The sequence below is a fragment of the Chryseobacterium sp. MMS23-Vi53 genome (assembly GCF_047651245.1).
Lineage (GTDB): Bacteria > Bacteroidota > Bacteroidia > Flavobacteriales > Weeksellaceae > Chryseobacterium.
Genome location: NZ_CP180265.1, coordinates 3,143,034 through 3,168,487 on the forward strand (window position 1 = coordinate 3,143,034; position 25,454 = coordinate 3,168,487).

The 25,454-nt window shown below is 33.4% G+C and carries 21 protein-coding genes; 5 read left to right on the top strand and 16 right to left on the bottom strand.

The window, feature by feature from the left end; translation table 11 throughout:
• Positions 1-60 precede the first annotated feature (60 nt).
• Positions 61-3,003: a S8 family serine peptidase gene (locus ACKX2A_RS14065; RefSeq protein ID WP_415325380.1), complete on the top strand. Its 2,943-nt coding sequence runs from the start codon at positions 61-63 to the stop codon at positions 3,001-3,003.
• A 90-nt stretch (positions 3,004-3,093) separates the two neighbouring features.
• On the opposite strand, the gene ACKX2A_RS14070 is transcribed toward ACKX2A_RS14065, so the two are convergent.
• From ACKX2A_RS14070 to folE, 8 genes are all read right to left on the bottom strand, one after another.
• Entirely contained in the window at positions 3,094-3,603 is a 510-nt protein-coding gene (locus ACKX2A_RS14070; protein WP_415325381.1) for a ferritin, read from the bottom strand.
• Between the two features lie 127 nt (positions 3,604-3,730).
• On the bottom strand, positions 3,731-4,195 hold the full coding sequence (locus tag ACKX2A_RS14075; RefSeq protein ID WP_415325382.1) for a hypothetical protein: 465 nt from the start codon (positions 4,193-4,195) through the stop codon (positions 3,731-3,733).
• Positions 4,196-4,371: 176 nt separating this feature from the next.
• Positions 4,372-5,361, bottom strand: coding sequence for a hypothetical protein (locus ACKX2A_RS14080; RefSeq protein WP_415325383.1), 990 nt, complete (start codon positions 5,359-5,361; stop codon positions 4,372-4,374).
• Between the two features lie 138 nt (positions 5,362-5,499).
• Positions 5,500-8,151, bottom strand: coding sequence for a 4-alpha-glucanotransferase (locus ACKX2A_RS14085; protein ID WP_415325384.1), 2,652 nt, complete (start codon positions 8,149-8,151; stop codon positions 5,500-5,502).
• A 124-nt stretch (positions 8,152-8,275) separates the two neighbouring features.
• On the bottom strand, positions 8,276-9,442 hold the full coding sequence (locus ACKX2A_RS14090; RefSeq protein WP_415325385.1) for a T9SS type A sorting domain-containing protein: 1,167 nt from the start codon (positions 9,440-9,442) through the stop codon (positions 8,276-8,278).
• A gap of 358 nt (positions 9,443-9,800) precedes the next feature.
• Positions 9,801-11,267 (bottom strand): cysteine--tRNA ligase, encoded by a 1,467-nt coding sequence (gene cysS, locus ACKX2A_RS14095; protein WP_415325386.1) that lies wholly within the window; start codon positions 11,265-11,267, stop codon positions 9,801-9,803.
• A gap of 148 nt (positions 11,268-11,415) precedes the next feature.
• A complete protein-coding gene (locus ACKX2A_RS14100; RefSeq protein ID WP_415325387.1) occupies positions 11,416-11,847 on the bottom strand; it encodes a DinB family protein in 432 nt (143 codons plus the stop codon).
• 15 nt (positions 11,848-11,862) lie between these two features.
• Positions 11,863-12,528, bottom strand: a complete 666-nt coding sequence (folE, locus tag ACKX2A_RS14105) for a GTP cyclohydrolase I FolE (protein WP_149248378.1) — start codon at positions 12,526-12,528, stop codon at positions 11,863-11,865.
• 97 nt (positions 12,529-12,625) lie between these two features.
• Here folE and ACKX2A_RS14110 point away from each other — a divergent pair, with 97 nt between their 5' ends.
• The gene (locus ACKX2A_RS14110; protein WP_415325388.1) at positions 12,626-13,780 is read left to right on the top strand and encodes a hypothetical protein; all 1,155 of its coding nucleotides are present in this window, start codon (positions 12,626-12,628) and stop codon (positions 13,778-13,780) included.
• Positions 13,781-13,798: 18 nt separating this feature from the next.
• Here ACKX2A_RS14110 and ACKX2A_RS14115 read toward each other — a convergent pair whose 3' ends face one another.
• Both ACKX2A_RS14115 and ACKX2A_RS14120 read right to left on the bottom strand, forming a co-directional pair.
• Positions 13,799-14,206, bottom strand: a complete 408-nt coding sequence (locus ACKX2A_RS14115; protein ID WP_415325389.1) for a hypothetical protein — start codon at positions 14,204-14,206, stop codon at positions 13,799-13,801.
• A gap of 46 nt (positions 14,207-14,252) precedes the next feature.
• Positions 14,253-17,393 (bottom strand): UvrD-helicase domain-containing protein, encoded by a 3,141-nt coding sequence (locus ACKX2A_RS14120; protein ID WP_415325390.1) that lies wholly within the window; start codon positions 17,391-17,393, stop codon positions 14,253-14,255.
• A gap of 182 nt (positions 17,394-17,575) precedes the next feature.
• On the opposite strand from ACKX2A_RS14120, the gene ACKX2A_RS14125 reads away from it, so the two are divergent.
• Positions 17,576-18,322, top strand: coding sequence for a carboxypeptidase-like regulatory domain-containing protein (locus ACKX2A_RS14125; RefSeq protein ID WP_415325391.1), 747 nt, complete (start codon positions 17,576-17,578; stop codon positions 18,320-18,322).
• Between the two features lie 12 nt (positions 18,323-18,334).
• Positions 18,335-19,084, top strand: coding sequence for a carboxypeptidase regulatory-like domain-containing protein (locus ACKX2A_RS14130; protein WP_415325392.1), 750 nt, complete (start codon positions 18,335-18,337; stop codon positions 19,082-19,084).
• Positions 19,085-19,147: 63 nt separating this feature from the next.
• Here the strand turns inward: ACKX2A_RS14130 and ACKX2A_RS14135 are convergent, their stop codons facing one another.
• From ACKX2A_RS14135 to ACKX2A_RS14155, 5 genes are all read right to left on the bottom strand, one after another.
• A complete protein-coding gene (locus ACKX2A_RS14135) occupies positions 19,148-19,660 on the bottom strand; it encodes a GNAT family N-acetyltransferase (RefSeq protein ID WP_415325393.1) in 513 nt (170 codons plus the stop codon).
• A 2-nt stretch (positions 19,661-19,662) separates the two neighbouring features.
• Positions 19,663-19,884: a PspC family transcriptional regulator gene (locus tag ACKX2A_RS14140; RefSeq protein ID WP_415325394.1), complete on the bottom strand. Its 222-nt coding sequence runs from the start codon at positions 19,882-19,884 to the stop codon at positions 19,663-19,665.
• Entirely contained in the window at positions 19,885-21,150 is a 1,266-nt protein-coding gene (locus ACKX2A_RS14145; RefSeq protein ID WP_415325395.1) for a DUF2851 family protein, read from the bottom strand.
• Between the two features lie 27 nt (positions 21,151-21,177).
• Positions 21,178-22,326 (bottom strand): N-acetyl-alpha-D-glucosaminyl L-malate synthase BshA, encoded by a 1,149-nt coding sequence (gene bshA / locus ACKX2A_RS14150; protein ID WP_415325396.1) that lies wholly within the window; start codon positions 22,324-22,326, stop codon positions 21,178-21,180.
• A 119-nt stretch (positions 22,327-22,445) separates the two neighbouring features.
• The gene (locus ACKX2A_RS14155) at positions 22,446-24,140 is read right to left on the bottom strand and encodes a glycoside hydrolase family 3 protein (RefSeq protein ID WP_415325397.1); all 1,695 of its coding nucleotides are present in this window, start codon (positions 24,138-24,140) and stop codon (positions 22,446-22,448) included.
• 154 nt (positions 24,141-24,294) lie between these two features.
• Here ACKX2A_RS14155 and ACKX2A_RS14160 point away from each other — a divergent pair, with 154 nt between their 5' ends.
• Positions 24,295-24,768, top strand: coding sequence for a hypothetical protein (locus ACKX2A_RS14160; protein WP_415325398.1), 474 nt, complete (start codon positions 24,295-24,297; stop codon positions 24,766-24,768).
• A gap of 72 nt (positions 24,769-24,840) precedes the next feature.
• On the opposite strand, the gene ribA is transcribed toward ACKX2A_RS14160, so the two are convergent.
• On the bottom strand, positions 24,841-25,437 hold the full coding sequence (gene ribA, locus ACKX2A_RS14165; protein ID WP_415325399.1) for a GTP cyclohydrolase II: 597 nt from the start codon (positions 25,435-25,437) through the stop codon (positions 24,841-24,843).
• Positions 25,438-25,454: the final 17 nt, after the last annotated feature.

Genomic DNA, 25,454 nt, shown 5'->3' on the forward strand with positions numbered 1-25,454 from the left:
AAAATAACTATGAAAATTAAAATATTTACCCTCATCTTATCGCTCTTTATGATATTGAGCATGAGTGCACAATCTAAATACTTTTATTACTACAATGGGAAAAAGTATTTTCTGCAATTAGACAAATCATCGATTGCAATTTCATTAAACACAGATAAAATTGCAAAAAATTTAAAAGCAAAAACACCAATTGTAGAAAGCTATACCAAAAATTCTCTTTTTATAGATGGAAGAAAAGTATCAGACAATAAAAAAACATTTTATGTGGAAGTGGAGTCTGATGCCACAATTACAGACGAACAATATATTTCAAATATTAAAGAAAAAAATGCTAATCCGGATGTAATTACTGCAGCCCCGTGTTTTGTAACCGCTGAAGGACAAAAAATGGGAATGTCGAATAATTTCTATGTAAAACTGAAATCTAAAGAAGATATTAAAATTTTAAAAGAACTAGCAACTAAAAATAATACCGAAGTACTTGGTTATAATGAATATATGCCGCTTTGGTTTACACTAGCTTGTAACAAAAATTCTACACTTACAACCGCCATAGAAATGGCAAACTTGTTCTATGAATCAGGAAAATTTGAAAGTACGGAACCTGAATTTATTTATCATAATCTTCAGACAACAGCAGATCCCTCATTTCCCAACCAATGGTCATTGAAAAACACAGGACAATATGGTGCTGCTTATACAGGAATAGATATAAAAGCTGAACAGGCATGGACACTTTCTACTGGCGCTAATGTAAAAACTGCAATCTATGATCATGGTTTTGAAATGAATCATCCGGATTTGGCAGCAAACGTATTCGGAACAGGATTTGACGCGCAGACAAATACTGCACCTTCAATTGTAAGAGGAGATCATGCTACACCTTGCGCAGGTATTACAGGAGCGGTTCAAAACAATAATCTTGGAGGAAGTGGTGTTGCTCCCAATACAAAACTAATTTCTATCAGTATAAGTCTTACATTCTCGGATACACCTCAGCAACTTGCCAATGGATTCAACTGGGCTACAGCAAACAATGTGGATGTTATCAGTAATTCTTGGGGAGGTTATGCTCCATCAACTATTCTTGAGAATGCCATTACAAATGCTTTAACGAATGGTAGAGGTGGAAAAGGAATGGTAGTGGTTTTCGCAGCAGGAAATGAAAATAATACAAACATAAGATATCCTGGAGTCTGGAATCCTAAAATTTTGGTGGTTGGAGCGCTTAGCCCTTGTGGAGAAAGAAAAAATCCGACTTCTTGTGACGGAGAAAACTGGTGGGGTAGTTGTTATGGAAGTCAATTAGACATTATGGCTCCTGGAGTAAAAATGCCTACTTCAGACAGACAGGGCAGCAATGGCTATGATCCTTCAAACTATACACCAAACTTCAACGGCACATCTTCTGCATGTCCTGTAATTGCAGGTGTTGCAGCTTTGATTTTATCTGTAAATCCATGCCTGACTGGTCAGCAGGTAAGAGATATTATAGAACAAACAGCACAGAAAACAAGAACAGATCTTTACGGGTATAGTACAACCTCCGGAAGACCAAACGGTACATGGAATAGCCAAATGGGATACGGATTGGTAAATGCTTATGCTGCAGTTGTAAAAGCTAAATCTATCTTTAGTTTAGCAGCATTCGACAGTTCCGCAGATATTGGTTTAGAGCCAAATCCTTCTGCAACAACTTGGGCAAATATTTATCAAAGTAAAGATATATGGAACAGACGTACCAACAATGCTTTATTAAATCTTACCCATCAGGATCCGGGTTATGCTGTAACTTTAGGACATAATGTAATGAGATTCCGAGTACGAAATATCGGTTGTACAACTTCTGCACCAAGTTTTGCAAGATTATATTGGACAATGGGCTCTACCGGTGAAACTTGGCCAAACTCTTGGAACGGAATTCAATTAATTAATGGATATTCTGCTGGTGGAGAATTAACAACACCTTACACAGGATTTAATTCTTCAAATGCATATGCAACTGGACAAGGATTTAAAATTCCTGCTCTTGCTCCGGGACAAACTTATATTATCGATGCTAAATGGACTCCGGTAAATCCTGCAATCTACGGCGGACTTACGGATAATGTTGTTTGTTTCTTGGGAAGAATAGTATCTCCTGAAGATCCTATGTTTAATGAAAATCCAGGCCCGAATGCTCCTATTCAGCCAAACGTTACCAACAATAATAATATTGTAACAAGAAATACCAAGCTCGTTAACTTAGCAGGCACATTCCCTAAGAAAACAGGATTCTTTTTTGGTAATTATTTTGATTTCGACAGTCCTTTTGATATTAGGTTTAATTTAATTAAAGATTCTAATGTCCCTTTCAAAAGTGTAAACCGAGTGATTATTAAATTAAGTGATCTGGGATGGCAAAGATGGGAAGATGGTGGTAAAAAAATGGAAGGACTTCAGATATTTAATTATAATGAACATGAATTCATTTTAATTGATCCTTCCAACGCATATATCGGAAATGTAATGTTGAAACCAGATGAATTCCTTCCTGTTTATATGACTTTCCAACAAGAAAACACGAGTGTTTCTACTTTGGAAGAATACGATTTTGCAGTGTCTCAAACTGTTACCGGAAAACCAGAAGAATTGTATGGAAGCGTTTGCCATTTCTTGGTAAGCAATAATCAGAAAGATCAGGATGAAGGAGAACCGTTCTGTGATGAAGCTTGCAGACAAGCTAAAGCTAAAGGTATTCTTCTACAGGATGTAAAACTATCTCCAAACCCAGCTTCAAGCAATGCGACGATAGAATTCAACCTTACAGAAAATGCAAATGTGGATATCGTTCTTGCAGAATACAACGGAACAACACTGAAAATAATTGCTAAATCTGAAGCGATGAGAAAAGGAATCAGTAAAAAAGATTTCAACATTTCAGATCTTCCGAATGGTGTATATGTTGTAAGCATTCTGGTAGGCTCAGAGAAAAAATCTGTACATCTGATTGTGAAACACTAAAATTATTATTAAAAAATCTTAAACATAAAAAAAGAGACTGTCTACAAAAAGGCAGTCTCTTTTACTTTATCAATTAAAAAAATAATCAAATTAAGCCGTTGGATCAGGAGTAAAAACTCTCTGCGCCAATTCCTGATCAAAAAGGTATAAAGCCGAAGGGTTATCCGATACCATTTTGATTTTCGTTACATATTGAGAAGCGCTTGCTTCCTCTTCTACCTGCTCGTTGATGAACCACTGTAAGAAAGAAGTTGTCGCGAAGTCCCCTTCCTCGTTAGCATTTTTCACGATATTGAAAATACTTTTCGTTACTTTCTTTTCATGCTCCAACGCTTTTTCAAAAATGTCGATTGCATTGACGAATTCGTGCGGTGGTTTTGCAATTTCACCTATGATAATCTCTCCGCCAACATCATTTAAATAATCAAACATTTTATCTGCATGCATCAATTCTTCTTTGCTCTGCACTCTGAAATAATTCGCAATTCCGTCTAGATCTTTTGCAGAAAACCAGGCAGACATAGAAAGATAATATTGTGCAGCGTATTGTTCGTGAGCTATTTGTTCGTTAATTAATTTTGCAATTTTCTCGCTAACCATAAGTAATAAATTTATAGTCAAAATTAGGGAATTAAACCCCGAAATCAAAAGTTTTAATGAAAATTAATAAAAAAGGACGGAATAAATTCCGCCCACTTAACATTAAAAAATCAAAAATTATAAACTATTAATTTGCATCAGGAGTAGCCGTATTCATTGGCTTGTGCATCTTTCCTCCTCTTGCTCCTCTTTCCTTCATCGCCATTTTTCTCTGCTCCATTTTTGCTTTTCTATCCGCTTGCCATTTATCATACTGTTGAGGAGTAAGAATCTGCTTCATGTCCGCATCCATCTGTGCTCTTTTCGCCTTCATTTCCTCCATCTTAGCTTGTCTTTGGTCTTTATTTTTCTCAAACTCAGCTTTCATATCAGCTTTTCTTCTATCCTGAAGTGCTTTGATCTTTTCTACCTGACCTTGATTTAAGCCCAAATCTTTTTGCATCTGAGCCAAATGTTCCTGCTCTCTCTGTTGCATTTTTTGTTGCATTTCAGCTCTTTTTGCCTGTCTGTCTTGTGGAGTTGTAGTCGTTTGTTGCGCCATTGCAAAACTTCCTATTCCGATAAATGCTATTGCTAAAACTAATTTTTTCATCTTTTTAAATCTTTAATTAATTGTTATACATCTTTTTGATTATTAGTTAAAATAAAAGTTAAACGAAAATATTCACAAAAAATGTTAAATTTTAATATTAATAATTAAATTATTGAAAATAAAAAGAGCAGATCCTAAAATCTGCCCTCACACCACTTAAATATAATATATGAAAATTAATTCTTTGCAAATCCGTTTCGGAAACCACCTCCGTTTCCTCTACTTTCTCCTCCTCTGTGTTGTTCTCTCGGAGCAGAACTTTCACCTCTTCTAAAACCACCTTCACCACCTCTGAATCCGCCTCCATTATTTTCTCTTCTTGGAGCTTCTTCTCTTCTTACTTCATTTCCTCCACGGAAACCTCCATTTCCTCTGAAATCACCGCTATTGTTTCTCACTCCATTATCATTTCCACCTCTGAAACCACCGTTGTTTCTCACACCATTATTATCGTTTCTGAAACCTGAATTGTTGTTATTTCTAACTTCAGCCTGATTACGGAATCCACCGTTATTTCCGTCTCTTACACCACCTCTGAATCCGTTGTTCGGTCTTTGGCTTCTTACAATATTGAAAGTAGGGTTGCTGTTTCTATTAAACTTCGCTCTGTCTACTCTGTAAATATTGATATTCACACTTCTGTAACGAGGCATCGGTCTGCAGATTGAAGCATAATGTGTTCTTCTGTAATTCTGGAAGTACACTACCGGGCTGTAACCGTGGTAATAATTGTTTTGGAAAACCACGAAAACTCTCGGTCCCATAATTCTTTGCAACGCGTAGAATCTGTCGTAATACCATCTGTCCGGATTGTATCTATAATAATTGTTCCAGCTAGAGAAGCTTACATACAGATTATTCAATCTTAAAATCTGATCAATCTGCCATGGAGCTAATCTGTTTTGATTAAAAAATACATTCCAGTTGATACTTACAATACTATTCCTGTAATCGTTATAATTCGATTGATAATAATCATTTTGATAATAATCCTGGGGATAATTGTAGTAGTAATCATCAGGGAAATAATTTTGGTCGTCCTGATCGCTGTAGTAGCCATCATTTTGAGAATATCCGTCATCGTCTCCCCATCCGTTGTTTGGATACTGCTGAGCAAAAGACAATGTCGCAAAGCCCAAAGCAAAACCGATTAATATTTTTTTCATTTTTATAGTCGTTAATTGGTTAATATATAGTAGAATATCTCTATTCTATCTTTTGGATATAAATAAAAAAAGAAGTTAAATCTTAGGTTAAAACTTCTTTGAATTTGTTGTTAAGTAATTGATAATCAGATGTTAAATTTATGATCTTCCGCTATCTTTTACCCAGTTTGCAATTTTTTGATTGAAACTTGTCTGCGTTTTCAAATCCTCTAAATTCAGGTGCATTCTATATCTCCAATAATGCGGGAAAACCGCCGGATTATTGATTCTTTCGTTATCCATTTTCGGATTTTTAAGTGTCTCATCTGTTGCCAAAAACTCCTGAATCGGGAAAATTGCCAACATCGAATCATTATAAAGATGCTGCTTCATAATGATTTCGGCTAAATTTTCATCTAATTCATCAGGTGCTTTTCCATACTGAATCAATTGCTGATTAAAATATTTCTGCGTCAAAGCCGGATCTTCTTTCCACCATTGTCTTAAAGTCGAGCTGTCGTGTGAAGAAGCTGTCACCACATTCAGATAACTCGCATTTTTCGGATTATAAAATGGAATATTATCTGATGGCATTCTTTGAACTTTCAATGCAATAATTGCCAATTCATCCATCACCACAGGAACACAATCCGGAACCAGACCAAGATCTTCTCCACAAATCAACATTTCTGTAGCATTCAAAATCATTGGAAGTTTTTCCATTGCCTTTTCGTACCAAAGTCCATCTTGCCTTTTGAAGAAATAATCGTGATACAAATCGTAGATTGCCTTTTTTTCCCAATCCGAAAGATGTTTATAAGATTCCGTATTGTAAACATTAAATCTGGGATGATAAACAATTTGCCCGTTTCTTTCTTCAATTAAAAATAAAACATTGGCGCAAAGTGAAATTAATTGTTCTTCTATTGAACCTCTTGGATTTTTCTTGAAGAAATCTGCTAATTTTCGCTGAGTATTAAATTCATCCTTAAATGAATACGTTCCGTCATGATTATTGTTGATAAATTCAAGTGCTTTTCCACTATTTTCACCAAAATATTTCCAAAGAATCTGGTCGTTGATAAACGGTTTGCAATATCTGTCAAAATTAAACGGAATATGCCAAGCGTTAAATTCTTCCAAAGTAATCGGAACGGCAGGATAAAAATATCCCAGAATCCCTTGTGTAGCAGAGATTGGCATTCTCCAGATTCTGAAAAATCCTAAAATGTGGTCGATTCTCATCGCATCAAAATACTGTTCCAAAGCTTTGAATCTGTTTTTCCACCACTTGTAATCGTCGGCTTTCATCGCTTCCCAATTATAGGTAGGAAACTCCCAGTTTTGCCCCAATTCCGTAAACTGATCTGGCGGTGCGCCAGCCTGAAAATCCATTCCGAATAATTCGGGTTCTGTCCATGCTTCGACGGAATATCTGTAAATTCCGATCGGTAAATCTCCTTTCACAGAAATGCCTAAACTATGCGTATAGTCGATTGCATCTTTCAACTGTTTATGAAGCTGATACTGCACCCAAGCATGAAGCATTGAAGCATCATAATCTTTACTTTTTGCAGTAAAAAAAGGAGCAATTTTACCTGCGATATATTTTTTGTGGGTCTTCCATTCGTTGAAATTCGGAGTTTTGTATTTATCTCTCAACACACAAAACGCGGAATAGGGAAGCACCCAACTTTCGTTATCTTTTATAAACTTTTTAAAATTTCTGTCTTTATAAATCTTGTCTTTATCTTCATTGAAAACCGCTTTCAAATATTTCCATTTTCCGGAAATCATTTTTTCGTAATCGATTAATTCTAATGAATTTAATTCAGATTTTTCAGTTTGATATTCTTCAACTAAATCTTTCGGTAGTTTAAAATCAAGATTTTCCAAAGAAATATATTGCGGATGCAAAGCGTAAACAGAAACCGCGGCATAAGGGTAAGAATCCGTCCAAGTATAATTTGCTGTGGTATCATTAATCGGCAAAATCTGAATGATTCCAAGATTGGTTTCTTTGGTCCAATCTGCCAATTTTTTCATATCAGAAAATTCTCCGACTCCGAAGCCGTCTTCCGTTCTCAAAGAGAAAATCGGAACGGCAACTCCCGCATCGTGATACATCTGATACAATTTAAATTTAAAATAGTGATTCGAAACAATTTGCAAAACATCTTTCGACAGGTTCGGTAAAGCAAATCTGTTTTCGCCAGTTTCAACATCAATTACTTTTTGCTTTTCGATATCGTAAAGACAATATTTGTACTGAATAATTTCGTTCTCAGGAATTTCAAGCGAAGTTTCCCAGATTCCAAAATCGGTTTGAGATAAATGGATCGCTTTTTCATAATCCCAATTTCCTAGAGAAGCCGTGTTTCCGAACAAAACGATTTTCCAATTCGGATTATAAATCGGGGCTTCAATTCTGAATAAATGAGTATGCTTTTTCAATACTGAAATTTTCTCAGGTGAAAAAGTATTCAGCTTGTTGTAAAGAATTTTATTGTTTAAATAATTTTCAGGAAAATTTTTATTATTCCATTCATCAAAGATGATAAATTCCTTATAGTTGTGTGGAAAATTAAGATGATGCGGAACAAATTCTTCTCTCAGAATATTTCCTTTTTCATCCACCAATTGATATTGATATGAAATTGTTTTTGAAAAAAAATCAACCTCAGATTTCCACAATCCGTTTTCTGCATAAAACATCACATGCTTTTGCGGAATAGCTCCTTCTTCATTGATAATCAACTGCAAAGATTCTCCTACTTTTGCATTGTATCCTACATTAAAGTATAGCTTCATTTATATTTTTTTATAAAAATACATTATAATCTCGAAAAACAAAACTTATTGAATATCAAATATTCATTAAAAAAACCTTCCCAAAAGTTTGAAAAGGTTTCTAAGTTTTAAACAAAGTTAAAGATTATTCCGTAACTAAAATTTTCTTGTTCAATAATATTTTTCCGGATTCGTCGGTAATACTTACCAAATAAGCTCCGCTCACTAAGTTTTTAAGATAAATCTGCTGATTCAAGGAACCGTCTTTTACAGATAAATTTTCCTTCATTACATTTTTACCAGATAAGTCAAAAACATTCATTTTAATGTTCCCTTTTACTGATTTATCGTTCACATTTACATTGATGAATTTTTCATCAACTCTCGTCGGATAAATATCTAAGTTGGCAAAAACGTTATTTGAAATCGCTTTATCATTCGCGAAATATTTACTCGCCAAATCATAGATGTGAAGATTTTGTTCACCCGGAATCTGTTTTGCCTGTAAAGTATTCAAATCAACTTCATACAAAGGAGAACCTTTTGCACTTGCAATCACCACTTTTCCTTTTGAATTGACCGCAGATCCATTTACTGAATAATTTTCTGGAATCCCCGAAATTTTTCCTATAAATTTTGCTTTTAATTCTTTCGTTGAAACTTTGAAAACATTTCCTGCCGCTGAAAAAACATAGAAATTATTGTCTGCATCAGCAATCATATCGCCGCCAAAACCAGTTTCGATAATCGTGAAAGAATTTTTTCCGTTCGAAGCATCATCTTTAATAATTCCCAAATCGTTTACAACGTATTGATTTCCTTTTCTGCTGATCTGTAAAAACTGAGTCCCGGAATTGTTAATGGCATAAATATATCCGTCGTAGCCTGTTGTCATTCTTGTAATATGGGAGTTGATGTCGCATGAAGTCACTCTTGCCACATTATTTTCTACCAACGTAATTTCTTTTGTTTTCGCATTTAAAACATAGATATTGGACGAAAACATTGGCATATACACCAAATTGTTGTTGAATGAATCGAAAGCCAGCGTCGCCATATTCACAGCCTGAGAATTGTTGTACGTATTTTTATCCTCAGATACCGAACCGTTTCTGTTTTGCGAAAAAACTTTTGCCGAAGAATCTGAAGTGAAAATCTTCTCTCCTGAAGTTCCGTTCGTAGCATCTAAAGCACGGAAATCATTGAAAACGATATTCGGAGTATCTTTTCCGACCAATGCAAAAAAATCTTGTTGTGCATTTACATTTGCTCCGAGTAAAAGCAGAAATAAAGGGAATAAATGTTTTTTCATAGTATATAAATTTTGATTTTAATCATTTTAGTATGACTAAGTTACATAATTTTTGGATTGGATTGTAATTTTTTTTAGCTTGAGACTCAGTTTTAAAAATCTATTTTAAGCGCAAAGAAACGCAAAGATTTTTTTGGACTACTATTCGTTTTTAAGTTCGCAAAGGCGTTTCACTCAGCAAAGGCGTCAAAGTTTAATTTTTACAGTGAATAAAGGTATTTTTATCATTCTGACGAAGGAAGAATCTATTTAGAGTTTGTAGATTCTTCACTCCGCTTTGCTCCGTTTAGAATGACAGGACCACACAAAAAAACTCCCACAAAAAATGCAGGAGTTTAGTATAAATATTTTTAAAATTCTAATTCAAAACGTAAGTCGTTCCGTCTCTTCCGTCTTTCAGCTCAATTCCTTCTGCAAGGAGCTTATCACGGATTTGATCCGAAAGTTCAAAGTTTTTAGATTTTCTTGCTTGATTTCTCAGTTCAATTAAAACCTGTAACGTTTGATCTAATTTTTCATTGTTGTTCTCTTCAATGGCCTGAAGTCCTAAAACATCGAAAACCAAAGCATTTAAAGTAGATTTTAATTGCTCTAAATCTTTCGTTGAAATCGTTTCTTTAGCATCATTTAAAGCAAAAATATATTTTACCGCTTCAAATAAATGTGCAATCAAAACCGGAGAATTGAAGTCATCTGTTAAAGCATCATAAGCTTTGTTTTTCCACTCTTCAAAACTGAAACCAGATTGCTTTCCATCATTTGGAGTGATTGAATTTAAAACTTTAATTGCTTCCATTAATCTAATGAAACCTTTTTCACTTGCCAGCATGGCATCGTTCGAAATATCCAAAACACTTCTGTAATGAGCCTGTAAAAAGCAAAAGCGTACAATCGACGGATGGAAGGGCTTTTCAAAGAAATCATTTTCACCTGTCGTTAATTGCATTGGCAAAATGTAATTTCCTGTTGATTTACTCATACGTTGAGAATTCATTGTCAGCATATTAGCGTGCATCCAGTAATTTACCGGAGAAGTATCATTGCAAGCTTTTCCTTGTGCGATTTCACATTCGTGATGGGGGAATTTCAAATCCATTCCGCCTCCGTGAATGTCAAAAGTTTCACCTAAATATTTCGTGCTCATCGCAGTACATTCAAGATGCCATCCTGGAAAACCTTCTCCCCAAGGCGAATTCCATCTCATAATGTGTGCCGGAGACGCTTTTTTCCACAATGCAAAATCCTGTGGATTTTTCTTTTCACCCTGCCCGTCCAAATCACGGGTATTGGCAAAAAGTTCTTCAATATTTCTTTTTGAAAGTTCGCCATAATTCAAGCCTCTTCTGTTGTATTCCAAAACGTCAAAATACACAGAACCATTGCTTTCGTAAGCGAATCCTTTTTCAATTAACTTTTGAGTTAGTTCAATTTGCTCAACGATGTGACCTGTTGCTGTCGGTTCGATATTCGGTGGCAATAAATTGAACATATCCAGGACTTTATGAAAATCTACCGTATATTTTTGTACGATTTCCATGGGTTCTAATTTTTCAAGACGGGTTTGCTTTACGAACCTGTCGTTATTCACGTCTCCGTCGTCGGTAAGGTGCCCCGCATCGGTAATATTTCTTACATATCTCACCTTGTAACCTAAATGCATCAAACTTCTGTAAATGAAGTCGAAAGAAAGGAAAGTTCTTACATTTCCCAAATGCACATTGCTGTAAACTGTAGGTCCACAAACGTACATTCCTACATTTCCTTCTAAAATTGGTTTAAATATTTCTTTTTCTCCTGCAAGCGAGTTGTATATTTTTAATTGCATTTTTTTATTTTGATTTAATGATTTTAAAATTTAGTTTAAAGTTTTAATTATTAAAAGATTTTCACCTTTTAATAACAGCATTTGCAGCCACAACAAATAATTGTGGTTACGAAAATTTTATCTGAAACTTTTTTAAATTTTATCATTACTAAATTGCTTTTAAGTGATGTTGTAAATGACTAATATAATCATTAATAATAAATTCTAGTGTGAAAACCTGATGTTCTGTTTTTGTCATATCACAGGTTCTTTGCAAAGCTTCATCCGGAATATTTTCAACAATATTTACAATCTGAAAATTGAGAAACTTCCAAAGATTGATAATATCTGAAGTCGGAACATTCTGATAATTCTGAGCTTTTACCCAAAAATTCTGATCATAAACAATATTCTCGTTTTCTTTATATTGAGTAATTACAAATCTTCTGATATTTGAAAAAGCACTATCACAAAGATGACCTAAAATTTCTTTTTTCGACCATTTTTCAGGGGAAATTTTATACGACCAATCTTCTTCATAAATTTCTTCAAATCTTAGAAGTTCTTCTTCAACAATATTTTTAAGAATCTGGTAATCCATTAATTATTTAAAATATTAATCCAACTTCGCGTGACTTCCCACATAATGCAGGAATTCCTGTCTTGTAATAGGATTTGTCCTGAAAATACCACTTAATTCCGCTGTGATTGTTGAACTTGCCGTATCTTTTATTCCTCTGCAATTTACGCAAAGATGTTTTGCATCGATGATACAGGCTACATCTTTTGTTCCTAAGGCTTCTTTCAAAGCATCCACAATCTGCATCGTCAATCTTTCCTGAACTTGCGGTCTTTTAGCATAATAATCAACAATTCTGTTAATTTTTGAAAGACCAATCACTTCACCGTTCGAAATGTAAGCAACGTGTGCTCTTCCTATAATCGGTAAAAAATGATGCTCACAGAAAGAATATACCGTGATGTCTTTTTCCACCAACATTTGTCGGTATTTGTATTTGTTTGAAAATGTGGATATCCCCGGTTTGTTTTCAGGAAGAAGTCCCCCGAAAATTTCGTTTACATACATTTTCGCAACACGTCTTGGAGAGTCTTTCAATGAATCATCGGTCATATCCATTCCCAACGTCTGCATGATTTCCCCAAAAAGTTCCGTAATTTTTTCAATCTTCTCTTCTGGCGATTTATCAAAAGCATCTTCCCTTATAGGCGTATGTTCTTTTCCAGTGAAAATATCATCGTCGTTATCAGTAAAATCAACCATTTTTATTTAATTTGCACAAAAATACGGATAAAATCTGTTCGTCATATTTAATTTGGTTGAAAAACATTATCTTTCGCCCCCACTTTCATTTTACGCTATGATTATTGTCGAAGAAGTACAAAACGAAACCCAGAAAAAGGAATTTTTAGAATTTTCCGCAAGACTTTATCAGCACGACAAAAACTACATCAGACCGAGAAATATCGATATTGAAGATATTTTTAATCCTCAAAAAAATAAGTTCTTTAAAAGTGGAGAATGTACCAGATTTTTATTTAAAAATAAACAAAATGAAACGGTTGGAAAAGTTGCGGTTTTCATTAATGGAACTTATCAACAAAACCAACCAACCGGGGGATTTGGTTTTTTTGATTGTATTAATGATCAGGAAACTGCCAATTTTATTTTTAATCATTGTAAAAACTGGCTTCAGGAAAGAGGAATGGAAGCGATGGACGGCCCAATTAATTTCGGAGAACGAGATAAATTCTGGGGACTGGTAATTGAAGGTTTTGTTGAACCTTTATTTGGGATGAATTATAATTTCCCTTATTACAAAGACCTTTTTGAGAATTATGGTTTAAAAATTTACTTTGAACAACTTTGCTTTTCCAGACCAATTTTTGCTGAAGTTTCGAGAGTGTTCACTGTAATGCATGCCAAACATAGTAAGAATCCAGAAATTTCCGCAAGACCGATGACGAAAGATAAGCTGGAAAAATTTGCCAAAGATTTTACCGAAATTTATAATAAAGCTTGGGCTGCACACGGTGAAGGAAAATGCATGGAAGAATCAAAGGTTCTGAAAATGTTTAAAATAATGAAACCGATTATTAATGAACATATTTCATGGTTTGTATACGAGAACGAAAAACCGATTGCTATGTGGATGAATATTCCTGATACGAATCAATGGTTTAAATATTTAAATGGAAAGTTCGGAATCTGGGAAAAAATTAAATTTCTTTGGATTAAAAAAATTAAGAAAAACGAAAAAATGGTCGGACTTGTTTTCGGTGTCATTCCCGAATGGCAAAAGAAAGGTCTTGAAGGCTATATGATTTGGGAAGGTACTCAGCATTTAAGAAAACATACCGATTTTAAAGTAACCGAGATGCAATGGATTGGAGATTTTAATCCTAAAATGATAAAAATTGCAGAGAATCTGGATACTACGGTGACCAGAAAATTGGCAACATATCGTTATCTTTTTGATGAAAATAAGGAGTTTGAAAGACATCCGATGTTGTAGGATGCCGTCAAGACTTTTTTATAGGTAATTTTCCCAAAACCAACTAGAAGAAGGTACTTGATCAATTTTATTTTTAAATTCAATATTGCTTTCGATGAGTTGTTTTAATTGAATTTCAGTCATGCTTTTTGAAACAGGAATTGAAACGTATATTCTATTGATATGGATGTTATTTTTTAAATAGATCACTAAAAAAGTTTTATTCTTATAGGTTTGAGCTTCATTAATACTAAGTTTTTCGATATTAGTTCTAGCTTCATATTCATTATGATTAATGCTAAATTCATAGACGAAATTATAACCTGTTCCTCTTCCATAAGATTTAATTTCTTTGATTTCTCCTACAGTATAAATTCCTTCAGCTTTATAAAGTTTCGAATATAAATTTTTTGAATAATTATCGTAAACTAAAAGTCCAATAATCAAAATTATCCAAAAATAAACATGATATTTCTTTATAAAGTTAAGCATATTACAAATAAATCAACTGTGTTTTCAAAACCTTTCTTCCCAAACTTTCAAGAATACGTTTATAATTTTCAATCTGTCGGTCGTTTTTTGCGGTTTCTTCACCAGTTTTAAAATCAACAATTATATAACCTTCATTTCCTTTCAAAATACGGTCAGGACGATAAATTCTACTTTCTCCATTTTCAGAAATCATAATGTCTTTTTCGTTGATAACTTCCCATTTTTCATCAAAAAATTCTGAATAGGTTTCCACAATATCTTCTAAAGACTCCCTGATTTCGTTTTGCTCTTCAGTGGTAATTTGTCCTTCCAAAACATAGCTTCCTAAGACTTTCGCGATATCTTTTTTCGTGTTGATTTTCGATAATAGTTCGTGAACGAAAAGACCGATTCTCACCTTTTCATTTCGCACCTGATAGTTTTTTGAAGGGGTAGCAATTTTTATGGAAGTATTGTTTTCGTTAATATTTTTCAGATTTCGGATATCCTGAGTTTTGAATGATGAGGTTTTATCTTTGGAATGTTTTCTCAACATTTCGGGTTGCACTTCATACAAATCAAATTCATCCAGACCTTGAGGGTTTTTAGATTGAAGAAATTCCAATAATTCGAGATTATTCGAAGTTTTATTGGCTTTTTGAATATAAAAAAACAACTGTTCCACGGAACGCGTTGTTGCAACATATTGTAAACAAAGTCTGTCTACAAAATTTTTATAAGAATTTATTTTGTTGAAAATTTCAATTTCTTCATCATAAACTTCAAGATTTTTATTGAACTGATTGATGTTGACTGACTTCAAAGCGCTTTCATTGCTTGTTTCAAACCAATTCGTAAATTCTGCATCACGATTTTTATTCATCATAGGAATAAAAACGATTGGAAATTCCAAACCTTTCGCTTTGTGAATCGTCATGATTTGAATGGCATCAATATTTTCCGAAGCCTGGATTGTATATTTCAATGCTTCTTCATCCCAATATTTCAAAAATTCTTTCGTACTCGCACCCGCATTTTGCGTGAAGTTGAAAAGCATTTCCAAAAAGTTCAAAAGAAAATCTGTCTCTTTATTTTCAACCGAAAATTCATTAATATAATATTCAACAAAATTGTACAAATTAAATCTTGGAAAATTATCCTGCTTTAATTTAATCACATATTTCTGCTGAATGAATTGAAAAATTTCTTCATGAGTCTCAATTTCCAGAATTTCTTTCATCTCCAGCGTAAAATCCGCCATATTGATTCTTCCCAATTTATTCAGATAATACATCATCATGATCAGGTTCGGTTTGTTCTTAGGATTGGTTTCCCATTTTAGAAACTCAATAACAGCTTTCAGTGTGTTTGATAATTCTAAGGTAAGACCTTTATCAGAAATCGTTTTGATGTTGGTTTCTTCGCCTTTGTAATTTACTTTCAGATTTCCCAGTTTTTGTGAATAACTGAAAATGTCGAAATTTCCACGGCAAAGAATCGTGATGTCGGAAAATTTAAAACCATTATCCAGACTTTCCTGAATATTTTTCTGCATCCTTTCGGAAGTATCATTGTAAAAATCTTCATTGGTTAAGTTTTCAATAAGATTCACTTTTACACGTCCTTCAATCGATGATTTCGGATTTTGTTCGGCATCGGTTCCGAAAATATTTTTATGTTCTTCTGTTAAATATTCCGAATGATATTTATACAATTCATTATTAAACTGAACAATATTCTTTGCGCTTCGCCAGTTGTCTTTTAAAACCAATAAATCAGCCTGTTTTGGAGAAAATTCTTTTTTGTTGATAATGTCCAGCATTAGCTTACTTTCACCGCCACGAAAACGATAAATACTCTGTTTCGGATCACCAACTAAAGTAAAAGAAGTATTTTCAGTAGAAACAGAATGATCTCTCAACGGAACAAAATTCTGCCACTGAAGCTCGGAAGTATCCTGAAATTCATCGAAAAAATAATGCTGAAATTGAGATCCTACTTTTTCATAAATAAAAGCAGAAGGTTCATTTCGTAGATTTTCATTAATTAAAATATTGAATTTGGATAATAAAACCAAGTCGTTTTCTTCCTCGATCTTTTTCAGCTCATCCTGAATGTCCTTATTTACTTTTAAAGGCAAAAGTGCTGCTAAGATTTTCTCATTTTTTTGAGCTTCAATGTATAAAAAAATGAGCTGCATCCTGTTTTCCAGCAATTGTTCCAGAATTTCAAAAATTTCAGATTCTTTGTTTTTTGATTTTGCTGATGCTCCTTTTCGATAATTATTTAATACAGATTCTTCCGCAGTCGTAGGAAAAGGAAATCCTGTTCTTTTTTGATTATAATAATCTAAAACTTTAGTGAAAAATCCTCCAATTCCATTTTTTCCCTGTGCAAAATCTTCAACTTCAATATTTTTTGACTTAAATAATTCTATGGATTTTGTCGCAAGTTCAACTGCTTTTTTCTTATTCAGTACAATTTCTTTTCGAAGCGAATTTTTGATGGTTTCATAATTCGTATTGTCAAAATCTTTGTTGTTTTTAAGATGTTCATAATGAATGTCTTTCACAAATTCTTTCGCCGAATCGTAAAGGCTTTTATTTAAATTGATTCTCTCATTATTTTCCAGACTGTAATCAACATAATCCATAAAGGAATTGGAAATTACTTCATTTTCACCGATTTGATCCAGCATTTTATCAACAGCTTCAATCAAGAATGGCTCTGCTTCAATTTCTAAGTTAAAATTTTTCGCTAGACCCAATTCATACGAAAAACTTCTTACCAATCGGGAATTAAAACGGTCGATTGTCCCGATATTTAATGTGGAATAATTGTGAAGAACATAGTCCAGCATTTTTTTTGAACGATGGTGAAGCTCATCAATGGTAATTTTCAGACCTTCCTCCTCAAATGCCTTTTGAATATTTTTTAAATCTGCGTTTTCAGAATAATTTTCGGAAGCAAAATTTCCCAGCCATGTCAAAATTCTTTCTTTCATTTCGTTGGCGGCTTTGTTGGTAAACGTTAATGCCAAAATATTCCTGATCGATTGTTGCTGATTAGGATAACGAAGACAGATCATCAAAAGCCTTTGAACGAGGGCGTAAGTTTTCCCCGAACCCGCTGAAGCATTGATAACTGTGTAAGAATTTTGCATTTTTGAGTTGAATTGAGACTGCAAGTTAGCTAAATTTTAAGTGAAATTTTAACAATTTCTAATCCCTATTTAACAGTTTTAGAATCAAAAATCAAAAATAAATCCTAAAACGCGTTAACTGTGGTTAAACTTGCCGTAATATTTAAAAATAGTTTTAGTTTTGCTTTATAAAAAATAACCTAGTGAGACTTAAACTATTCTTTTTATTTTCATTAATATTTTTCATTAATATTCATGCCCAAGATTATATTTTTGGAAAGATAACAACTGAGGAAAATACAGAAATGCCGGACGTTACAGTAATCAATATTCGAACAGACGAACGAGCAACAACAAATCGTGACGGACATTTTATGATTTCCGGGAGGGCAGGAGATGAATTGCGTTTTGTGAAAACCGGTTATGAAAGAACCAACAGAAAGGTAACAAAAGAAAATATAACTTCACCAATCAATGTTACACTGACAAGAAGTGCTGCTTTGATCGCAGAAGTTGAAATAAAAAAAGATATAACGGGAGATCTTAAAATAGATTCCAAAAACTTGAATCCCCCAAGAAAAGTACAGAAATTGAAGAGTGATCTTGCAGTTTATATGTCTCAAAAATCCGATCCTAGAATCTTAGCTGCAAGAGCGGGTGAATTTGTACAGCCAAAAGGACAGGGCTTTTCTGTTGGAAAAGTAAAAAATAAATGGGATGATGTAGATTTCATGAATTACCTTACATATGCGTTGGGAGAAAAATATTTTACAGATTTGCAGATTGATAAATCATTAATTCAGAACTTTATTTATTATGTTTTTGCAGGAGGTTTTGAAAGGAAAAATATTTTGAAATACGGCTTTTGCAGCGATGCAGATTTAATGAGATTTCAAAGAATGGTTTTAACAAGAATTTCTTCTTACCGCGCACCACAGACTCAGAAATAAAATTATCAGCAAATGATAAAAAAGTATCTTTTTCTTTTTTGTTTTATGGTGTTTGAAATATTTTATTCACAAAAACAGATCATTACCGGAAAAGTTGTGAATGAAGATAATGTCAGTCTTGCATCGGTTACAGTAATCAATATCTCGACAAATGAAAAGATACAAAGTAATTATCTAGGCGAATTTTCTATCGAAGCATCAAAAAATGATGAATTAAGATTTGTAAAGGCAGGTTACGATCGGGCAACCAAGAAAATTACAGATGATGTAAGCTCATCACTTTTGGTTATTCTTACTAAGCTTCCGGAAGAAATCAGCGAGGTAAAAGTTTTTAAAAAAAGTCCAGGTGGTTTATCTGATGGCGAAAAAGTAAGGCAATCAGTTGGTCTTCCGCAACCTACTGGAAAAATGAGAGAAAAACCTACCGAAGTAAAAGAAGTATTGATTCCTATTTTGCTTGGTCAGCTAAACATTCAAGGTGTCTACGATTTGGTGAGTGGGAAGGCGAGAAGACAAAAAAGACAATATCGATATGATGATTTGCAGGAAGATATTGCTTGGGTGAAAAGTAGGTTAGACGATAGCTATTTTACAGAAAAAGGAATTCCAAAAGAAAGAATTTCAGAATTTATCGAGTTTACATTTTCGAGTAATCCTCAAATCCGAACTTTTGTAAGAGCAAGAAATTTAACTGCAGCTTTATTTAGAATTGAAGAATTGGTTCCGGTTTATGTCAATAGATTGAATAAAAAAGAACCTTAAAAATCCAACCTATGTGCAATTATTTTTTTTAACTGTCAGAAAATAAAAGTAAAAAATTATATTTTAATGATACACAATATCATAAATTTCATCTTTAATTGCATTTAAATTTTCTGGAGAATAGTTTGCTAAAAGCCACAAGTCTAAAGGCCTTTTTCCTTCACCATAACTGGGTTGTACATACATTTCATCAATTAATGTAAAGCCGTTTTTCTGATAAAAAGCATATCGCCTTTTGGCATCATCACTTAAATGCCCGTGTTCGATTTCAAGGATAATTCGTGGATAATTTTCAAAAAGGTAATTTGTAATATTAGAACCCAATTTCTTACTTCTGAACTCTTCAAAAACCTCAAAATGTTCCACAAAAACAAATTGACTTAATTCCCAGATAATCAGATAGCCAATATTTTTTGACTCATGTAAAACAGAAATAATTTTCACTTTCGGGTTAGAAAAAAGTGTTTTCAATTTATCCCAATCTCTTCGTTCGTCTTCGGGAAAAGTTTTGCAGTAAGCGTTGAAAATTTCCTGAACTCTGTAATCGTCAGGTGAAGTAATGTGTAAAAATTCCATGATTATAAATCAAAAACATTGGGTCTTCTGGTGATGAAAATGTCTTTCACCCAAAGTGTAAATGCTAAACCCAAATAGATTAAAAAGAAAAAACCAGCCGTAGCAAAAGTAGAATAGATGAAAAATATTCTCAGTTTAGAGACAGGAATACCCAGTTTAGCGCCTGTTCTCGTCAGTACACCAAACCATTCTCTTTCCATTTTGTGGCGAATATTATCAAACATTTAGTTTTCTTTTAAAAGTTTAAATCCAATACCGCAATTTAAGCAATTTTTTTCTTCACATGAATTTTTAAAGTGATAAATCAAGCTCTGAGTTTCTAAAGCAGTTTTAAATTTTAAACCCAGCTTTTTCCAATCATCAATAACTGAATTTTTTTCAGCCGAAAGATTTTTATAAAAGTTTAGAATTTCATCGGCAATTTCTTCATTATGATATTTGTGATATGTGTATTTTAAAGGCAAAATGGTGTTTAGGATAATTAATTCAATAAAATCTTTCGTCAAAATTTTAGATTGGTCGATAGTCGAAATCTTTCCGAAATTAAAATGATTATTCCAATATTCCGAAGCTTTTACATCTTTAAAAATTTCAAATAATTGTTCTGAATGTTGAACATGAATAATTTTTGAAAACAAATTCTGATGTTGGAAATAAAGATTTGCCAATTGTGACAAACGAATCGTCGGGAAATTCGGAGGTCGTAATCTTAAAAATTTAGGATGAATTTTTAAATCTGAAATATTGAACTTAGCTTTAATAAAATCAAATTCGCGTTTCCAGATTTTCATTTGATCGTCTTGTGGATTTGCCAGCCAACCGGAGATTCCAAAAAGTAAAGCTTCTAATTGAGTTTGATTTTGTTGAATTTTTAGAATAATATTAAAATCGATGCTTTCCGCAATTTGTCTAAAAATTAAAGCGTTAACTTTTAAGCCAAAAGAATAGGCGAGAGAATGAAACAAAACGGCTTCAAAATTATTTTTAAACTTTTTTAAGTTATTCTCAAATTCCAGCGATTTTTCTTCCAGCTTTTTTAAGAGATTTTCTTCATGAAAGTTGATAGGAATTTTATTAGAATCAAAGATATTTTCACATGGAATAAATTGATTTCCGCTAATCAATTTTTCATATTTCCAAAAAACATTTTCGTCAATATGATTCTTTAATTCCAGAGTCGGAATATTTTTATTTTTGAATTCGTCAATTTCACAATCATTTTGAAAAACGACATGAAGAATGATGTTTTGGTAATTGGGATCAAGAGAATGATTATGAAAAATCCAGTCGGAAGATTTTAAATGAAGTTCAATATTACCAGCGAAAATAATATTGTTGATTTTAATTTTTGCTGATAAAAAATCGGGTCCGGAATCTGTATTCCATTTTCCGAAGTCCAGTATTTCAACGGAATTTCCTTCAATATCCTTGAAGTCAAAATGTTTGAAAATCTTAAAGTTCCAAAGATATTGAAGTAATTTTTCCGTCATGAGTTGAACACAAATATAGCGGAAAGGCTATACGTTTGTCAACTCTTTTTTAAAGTTTTCGATCGTCGTTCTATACATTTCCTCATATATAGGAAGAATATTTTTCAAATCGAATTTTATCGCTTGTTCTTTCGCGTTTTTCTTCATTTTGGTTAAAAGTTCATCATTGCTCAATAATTTGATGCAATAATTACTCATCGCTTCCACATTCCCGATTTCTGCTAAATAACCGGTTTCTCCCTGAATATTTACCTCAGGAATTCCACCTGCATTTGAACTGATTACCGGAGTGTTTGCCGCCATCGCTTCCAGTGCCGCCAAACCGAAACTTTCCTGTTCAGAGGGTAATAAAAATACGTCTGAAAGCTGAAGAATTCTGTATAAATCATTAACCTTACCAAGCAAACGGATTTTAGAAATCAATTCAGGATTTTCTTCCAAGAACTGATTGATTTTCTCCATATCCGGACCTTCGCCAATGATGATTAATTTAGATTTTACCTTCTTTTCAACATTTTTGAAAATCTGTAAAACTTCATCCACGCGCTTTACTGGACGTAAATTCGAAACGTGAATTAAGATTTTTTCATCAGGATTGGCAAATTGGGTTCTTTGGCATTCGTTGCACTCGTCAAATTCAGAATTATCAATAAAATTGGTAATCACCTGAATTTCTTTTTTGATTTTAAAGAACTGCAATGTATCTCTTTTCAGACTTTCAGAAACTGAAGTAATTGCATCTGATTGATTGATAGAGAATTCCACCGCATGCTTATAACTGGGATGCTGACCAACCAATGTAATATCCGTTCCGTGAAGCGTTGTTACCAAAGGAATATCGTTATTATCTTCTTTTAGCATTTGTTTTGCGGTGAACGCAGCATATGCATAGGGAATGGCATAATGAGCATGAAGCAAATCCAGTTTGTAAAGATTTACAACACGGTAAATCATCGAGCTCAGCGCAATATCATATGGTTGATACTGAAAAAGCGGGTAAGTCTGAACATTTACTCTGTGGAAGAAAATATTCGGATTGGTGATATCTAATCTCGCTGGAAGTGCGTTGCTTATAAAGTGAACCTCGTAGCCTTTGTTGGCCAGCGACATTCCCAGTTCTGTTGCCACGATTCCGCTTCCTCCGTATGTTGGATAGCAAAGTATGCCTATTTTCATTGGTTTATGGTGGTTTTGATGTCGCAAATTGCTTTCGGTAATACCTCTGGTTATTTGCTTTAAATTTTAATATGTACTAGCTTTTTCCAAGTACCTGAATACTTGTATAAGATCTTTCTTTATTTTGCAGTTGAAGGAATCATATCAATTCCCATTCCTGCTTTTAATTTATCGTTTACCAAGACAGGAAGTCTGCCCCAGATTTTTGTTTTCCCGTTCAATGCATCAGCTGTTGCGTTCATAGAATCGTCGTTGTTTTCATAAGAAACCAAAACGGTTGAAATTTTTGAAATATCAATATCCTTCAAAGCATAAGCGCTTCCGAAAACATTTAGAATAATATTTTGGTTATTGGTTAAATCTGTTAAAACTTTTTTCGAAGCATCCGAAATTTTATAAGGCTTATAAGCTGTAGAATTATCTTTGTGTAAACCAACAATTACTGTAGAATTTGCAGGAATTGTATTGATTTCACTCGCTTTTTTAATGATTATATTTGAACCTAATTGATTGGCAAAAGTCTGATAAGGTGCTTCTTCCAAAGGAATATAATAGACCTGTTTTCCTTTTAGTGGTAGCAATTTTTTCTCATCTTTTAACAAAGTTAAAGCATTTGAATATAAATTTTGAACCAAAACCTTATGAGAATCGTTATTTAGATCTGAATTAATATTTTCAGGATTTTTTGGAGTGTATTTATCTAAGCCTAAGAAATATTTAGTCAAAAGAATTTTTTTCACACTTTCTTCAACTCTCGACTGTGAAATTTCTCCGTTGTCAATTGCTTTTTGAATTAATTTTTTACCGTTGGCAACCCCTTGAGAAAACAACATGATGTCATTTCCCGCTTTGAAGGCCAATGCATCCAATTCGCCCGGATTGTATTTGTTAGCTACAGCGCCCATGTTTAGGGCGTCGGTAATAATCAGACCTTTGTATCCTAATTTTTCTTTCAGCAGACCAGTAATGATATTTTTAGAAACCGAAGCCGGAATTCCTTTTCCTGATTCCAAAGCGGGAACGTATAAATGTGCGACCATTACACCGCCGATTCCTTTATTCATCAAGGCTTTGAAAGGTGCCAGTTCAATATTGTTTAGCCTATCTAAATTATGTGAAACGACAGGTAAATCTAAATGCGAATCGGTACTCGTATCGCCATGTCCAGGAAAATGCTTGATGGCTGCTAAAATGTTATTGTCCTGTAGACCATTTGCATAAGATGAAGCAGAATTTATTACATTATTAACTTCAGAACCAAAGCTTCTGTTTCCAATAATAGGATTATTAGGATTAGTATTCACATCAACATCAGGCGCAAAATCCCAGTTAATGCCCATTCTTCGGCAGTCTTCTGCTATTTTGGCGGACATCTGATAAATTAAATTTTTATCCTGAATAGCTCCCAAAGTCATTGCCCAAGGGAATTTATGCGCCTTTGCAATTCTCTGGAAAAGTCCCCATTCTGCATCCATTCCGATCATTAATGGAACTTTTGATTTTTGCTGAACTTCATTAACAAGATTTATTTCTCTTGCTGCATCATCCTGCATCAAAATCAATCCTCCGATTTTATCATCTACAACGATGTTTCTTACATTATTGATCTCGTTTTCACCTTTGTTGGTATAAAGAGCAACGATGAAAAGCTGACCTAGTTTTTCGTCCTGAGAAAGGGATTTATATGTCTTATCAACCCATTGATTTGCCTTTTTGAGATCTTCTTTCGAGATGTTTTTCGGCTGATATTGAGCTGATACTTTTGAACTTATAAATAAGAAAATAAAGAGGGAAGTATAAACCAGTTTCTTCATAATTTTTGAAATAAGAACAAAAATACAATTAAAAAAATGAGGAAAACAAAGTTTTTGAAATTTTTGGTATATGATTTGAATACGCTTTATAAATAATAAACAACTAAACTTTTATAAAATGAAAAAATTTCTTCCAATTTTACTTGTGGCTTTTGTGAGCTTGTTCATATTTAGCTGTAAGGATGATAATACAGATTATGATACATATTCGCAATCGAAAGATGCTACAGGAACATTTACAAGTAGTGATAACTGGACTCTTTCTATGGATATAAGTATTCAAACTACAGATGTAGTTTTAGTATACAGAAGAGTAGGGAATGTTTGGGAGAGTATTCCTAAAACATATTACTTAGATAATGTAGTTGCCCCAAATACGGGCAGAGAATTAGATTATAACTTTGATTTTAATACAAACGAGGTTAATATCAGAGCTGCAGGAAATTTTAATTTAAATTCGATGTCTTCTGCAGAAGCAAATCAATATTTAAATAGTCAGACTTTTAGAATTGTACTTGTTCCGGCTAGTGCAGGTAAAAATGCTAGTGTAAATTACGAGGATTATAATAGTGTAATTAAATATTATAATATTGATGAGTCTAAAATAAAGACTGTCAAAATTAATTAAGAATATATCTTTTCAGTTTTTTATAATTACAAAAAAAGCTCCGGAAGAAATTTCGGAGCTTTTGCTTTTTATTTAGTTGTCATTATCATCCAATAAATGACCAAAATAATCTTTCTTTGTCTGCAAATAACCTTTACTGATCTCGTTTGCCGGAATTTGTAAAGGAACTCTTGAATTCAGATGAATATTACTTTCTTTTACATATTTTACCTTTTCTGGGTTATTGGTAAGAAGGTTAATATCTTTTACGCCTAATAAATTTAAGATATCAATTGCTACTCCAAAATTTCTGTCATCGGCAGGAAGTCCCAATTTTAAATTGGCTTCCACGGTATCCAATCCTTTTTCCTGTAAAGAGTATGCTTTTAATTTATTGATGATCCCGATATTTCTTCCTTCCTGTCGAAGGTAAACTATAATCCCTCCATTTTCATGGATATATTTCATAGCAGCGTCTAGTTGCTGCCCACATTCACATTTTTTTGAATGGAAAACTTCCCCCGTGATACATTCTGAATGGAAACGCACGTTAACAGGTTTAGAAAAGTCTGTATTTTCAGCGACAATCGCCATGTGAGGCATCCAATCATTTTCGTTTTCGGATAAAGCAATCATTCGGAAAGTGCCGTGTTCCGTAGGAACGTTGGATTCCGCCTGAATTTTAATCATTAATAGTCCTAAATTAG

Excerpts from the sequence above, each read along its gene's own strand:
- ACKX2A_RS14065 (WP_415325380.1), top strand. The coding sequence starts at position 61 with ATGAGTGCACAATCTAAATACTTTTATTACTACAATGGGAAAAAGTAT.
- ACKX2A_RS14070 (WP_415325381.1), bottom strand. The coding sequence starts at position 3,603 with ATGGTTAGCGAGAAAATTGCAAAATTAATTAACGAACAAATAGCTCAC.
- ACKX2A_RS14075 (WP_415325382.1), bottom strand. The coding sequence starts at position 4,195 with ATGAAAAAATTAGTTTTAGCAATAGCATTTATCGGAATAGGAAGTTTT.
- ACKX2A_RS14080 (WP_415325383.1), bottom strand. The coding sequence starts at position 5,361 with ATGAAAAAAATATTAATCGGTTTTGCTTTGGGCTTTGCGACATTGTCT.
- ACKX2A_RS14085 (WP_415325384.1), bottom strand. The coding sequence starts at position 8,151 with ATGAAGCTATACTTTAATGTAGGATACAATGCAAAAGTAGGAGAATCT.
- ACKX2A_RS14090 (WP_415325385.1), bottom strand. The coding sequence starts at position 9,442 with ATGAAAAAACATTTATTCCCTTTATTTCTGCTTTTACTCGGAGCAAAT.
- cysS (WP_415325386.1), bottom strand. The coding sequence starts at position 11,267 with ATGCAATTAAAAATATACAACTCGCTTGCAGGAGAAAAAGAAATATTT.
- ACKX2A_RS14100 (WP_415325387.1), bottom strand. The coding sequence starts at position 11,847 with ATGGATTACCAGATTCTTAAAAATATTGTTGAAGAAGAACTTCTAAGA.
- folE (WP_149248378.1), bottom strand. The coding sequence starts at position 12,528 with ATGGTTGATTTTACTGATAACGACGATGATATTTTCACTGGAAAAGAA.
- ACKX2A_RS14110 (WP_415325388.1), top strand. The coding sequence starts at position 12,626 with ATGATTATTGTCGAAGAAGTACAAAACGAAACCCAGAAAAAGGAATTT.
- ACKX2A_RS14120 (WP_415325390.1), bottom strand. The coding sequence starts at position 17,393 with ATGCAAAATTCTTACACAGTTATCAATGCTTCAGCGGGTTCGGGGAAA.
- ACKX2A_RS14130 (WP_415325392.1), top strand. The coding sequence starts at position 18,335 with ATGATAAAAAAGTATCTTTTTCTTTTTTGTTTTATGGTGTTTGAAATA.
- ACKX2A_RS14135 (WP_415325393.1), bottom strand. The coding sequence starts at position 19,660 with ATGGAATTTTTACACATTACTTCACCTGACGATTACAGAGTTCAGGAA.
- ACKX2A_RS14140 (WP_415325394.1), bottom strand. The coding sequence starts at position 19,884 with ATGTTTGATAATATTCGCCACAAAATGGAAAGAGAATGGTTTGGTGTA.
- ACKX2A_RS14145 (WP_415325395.1), bottom strand. The coding sequence starts at position 21,150 with ATGACGGAAAAATTACTTCAATATCTTTGGAACTTTAAGATTTTCAAA.
- bshA (WP_415325396.1), bottom strand. The coding sequence starts at position 22,326 with ATGAAAATAGGCATACTTTGCTATCCAACATACGGAGGAAGCGGAATC.
- ACKX2A_RS14155 (WP_415325397.1), bottom strand. The coding sequence starts at position 24,140 with ATGAAGAAACTGGTTTATACTTCCCTCTTTATTTTCTTATTTATAAGT.
- ribA (WP_415325399.1), bottom strand. The coding sequence starts at position 25,437 with ATGATTAAAATTCAGGCGGAATCCAACGTTCCTACGGAACACGGCACT.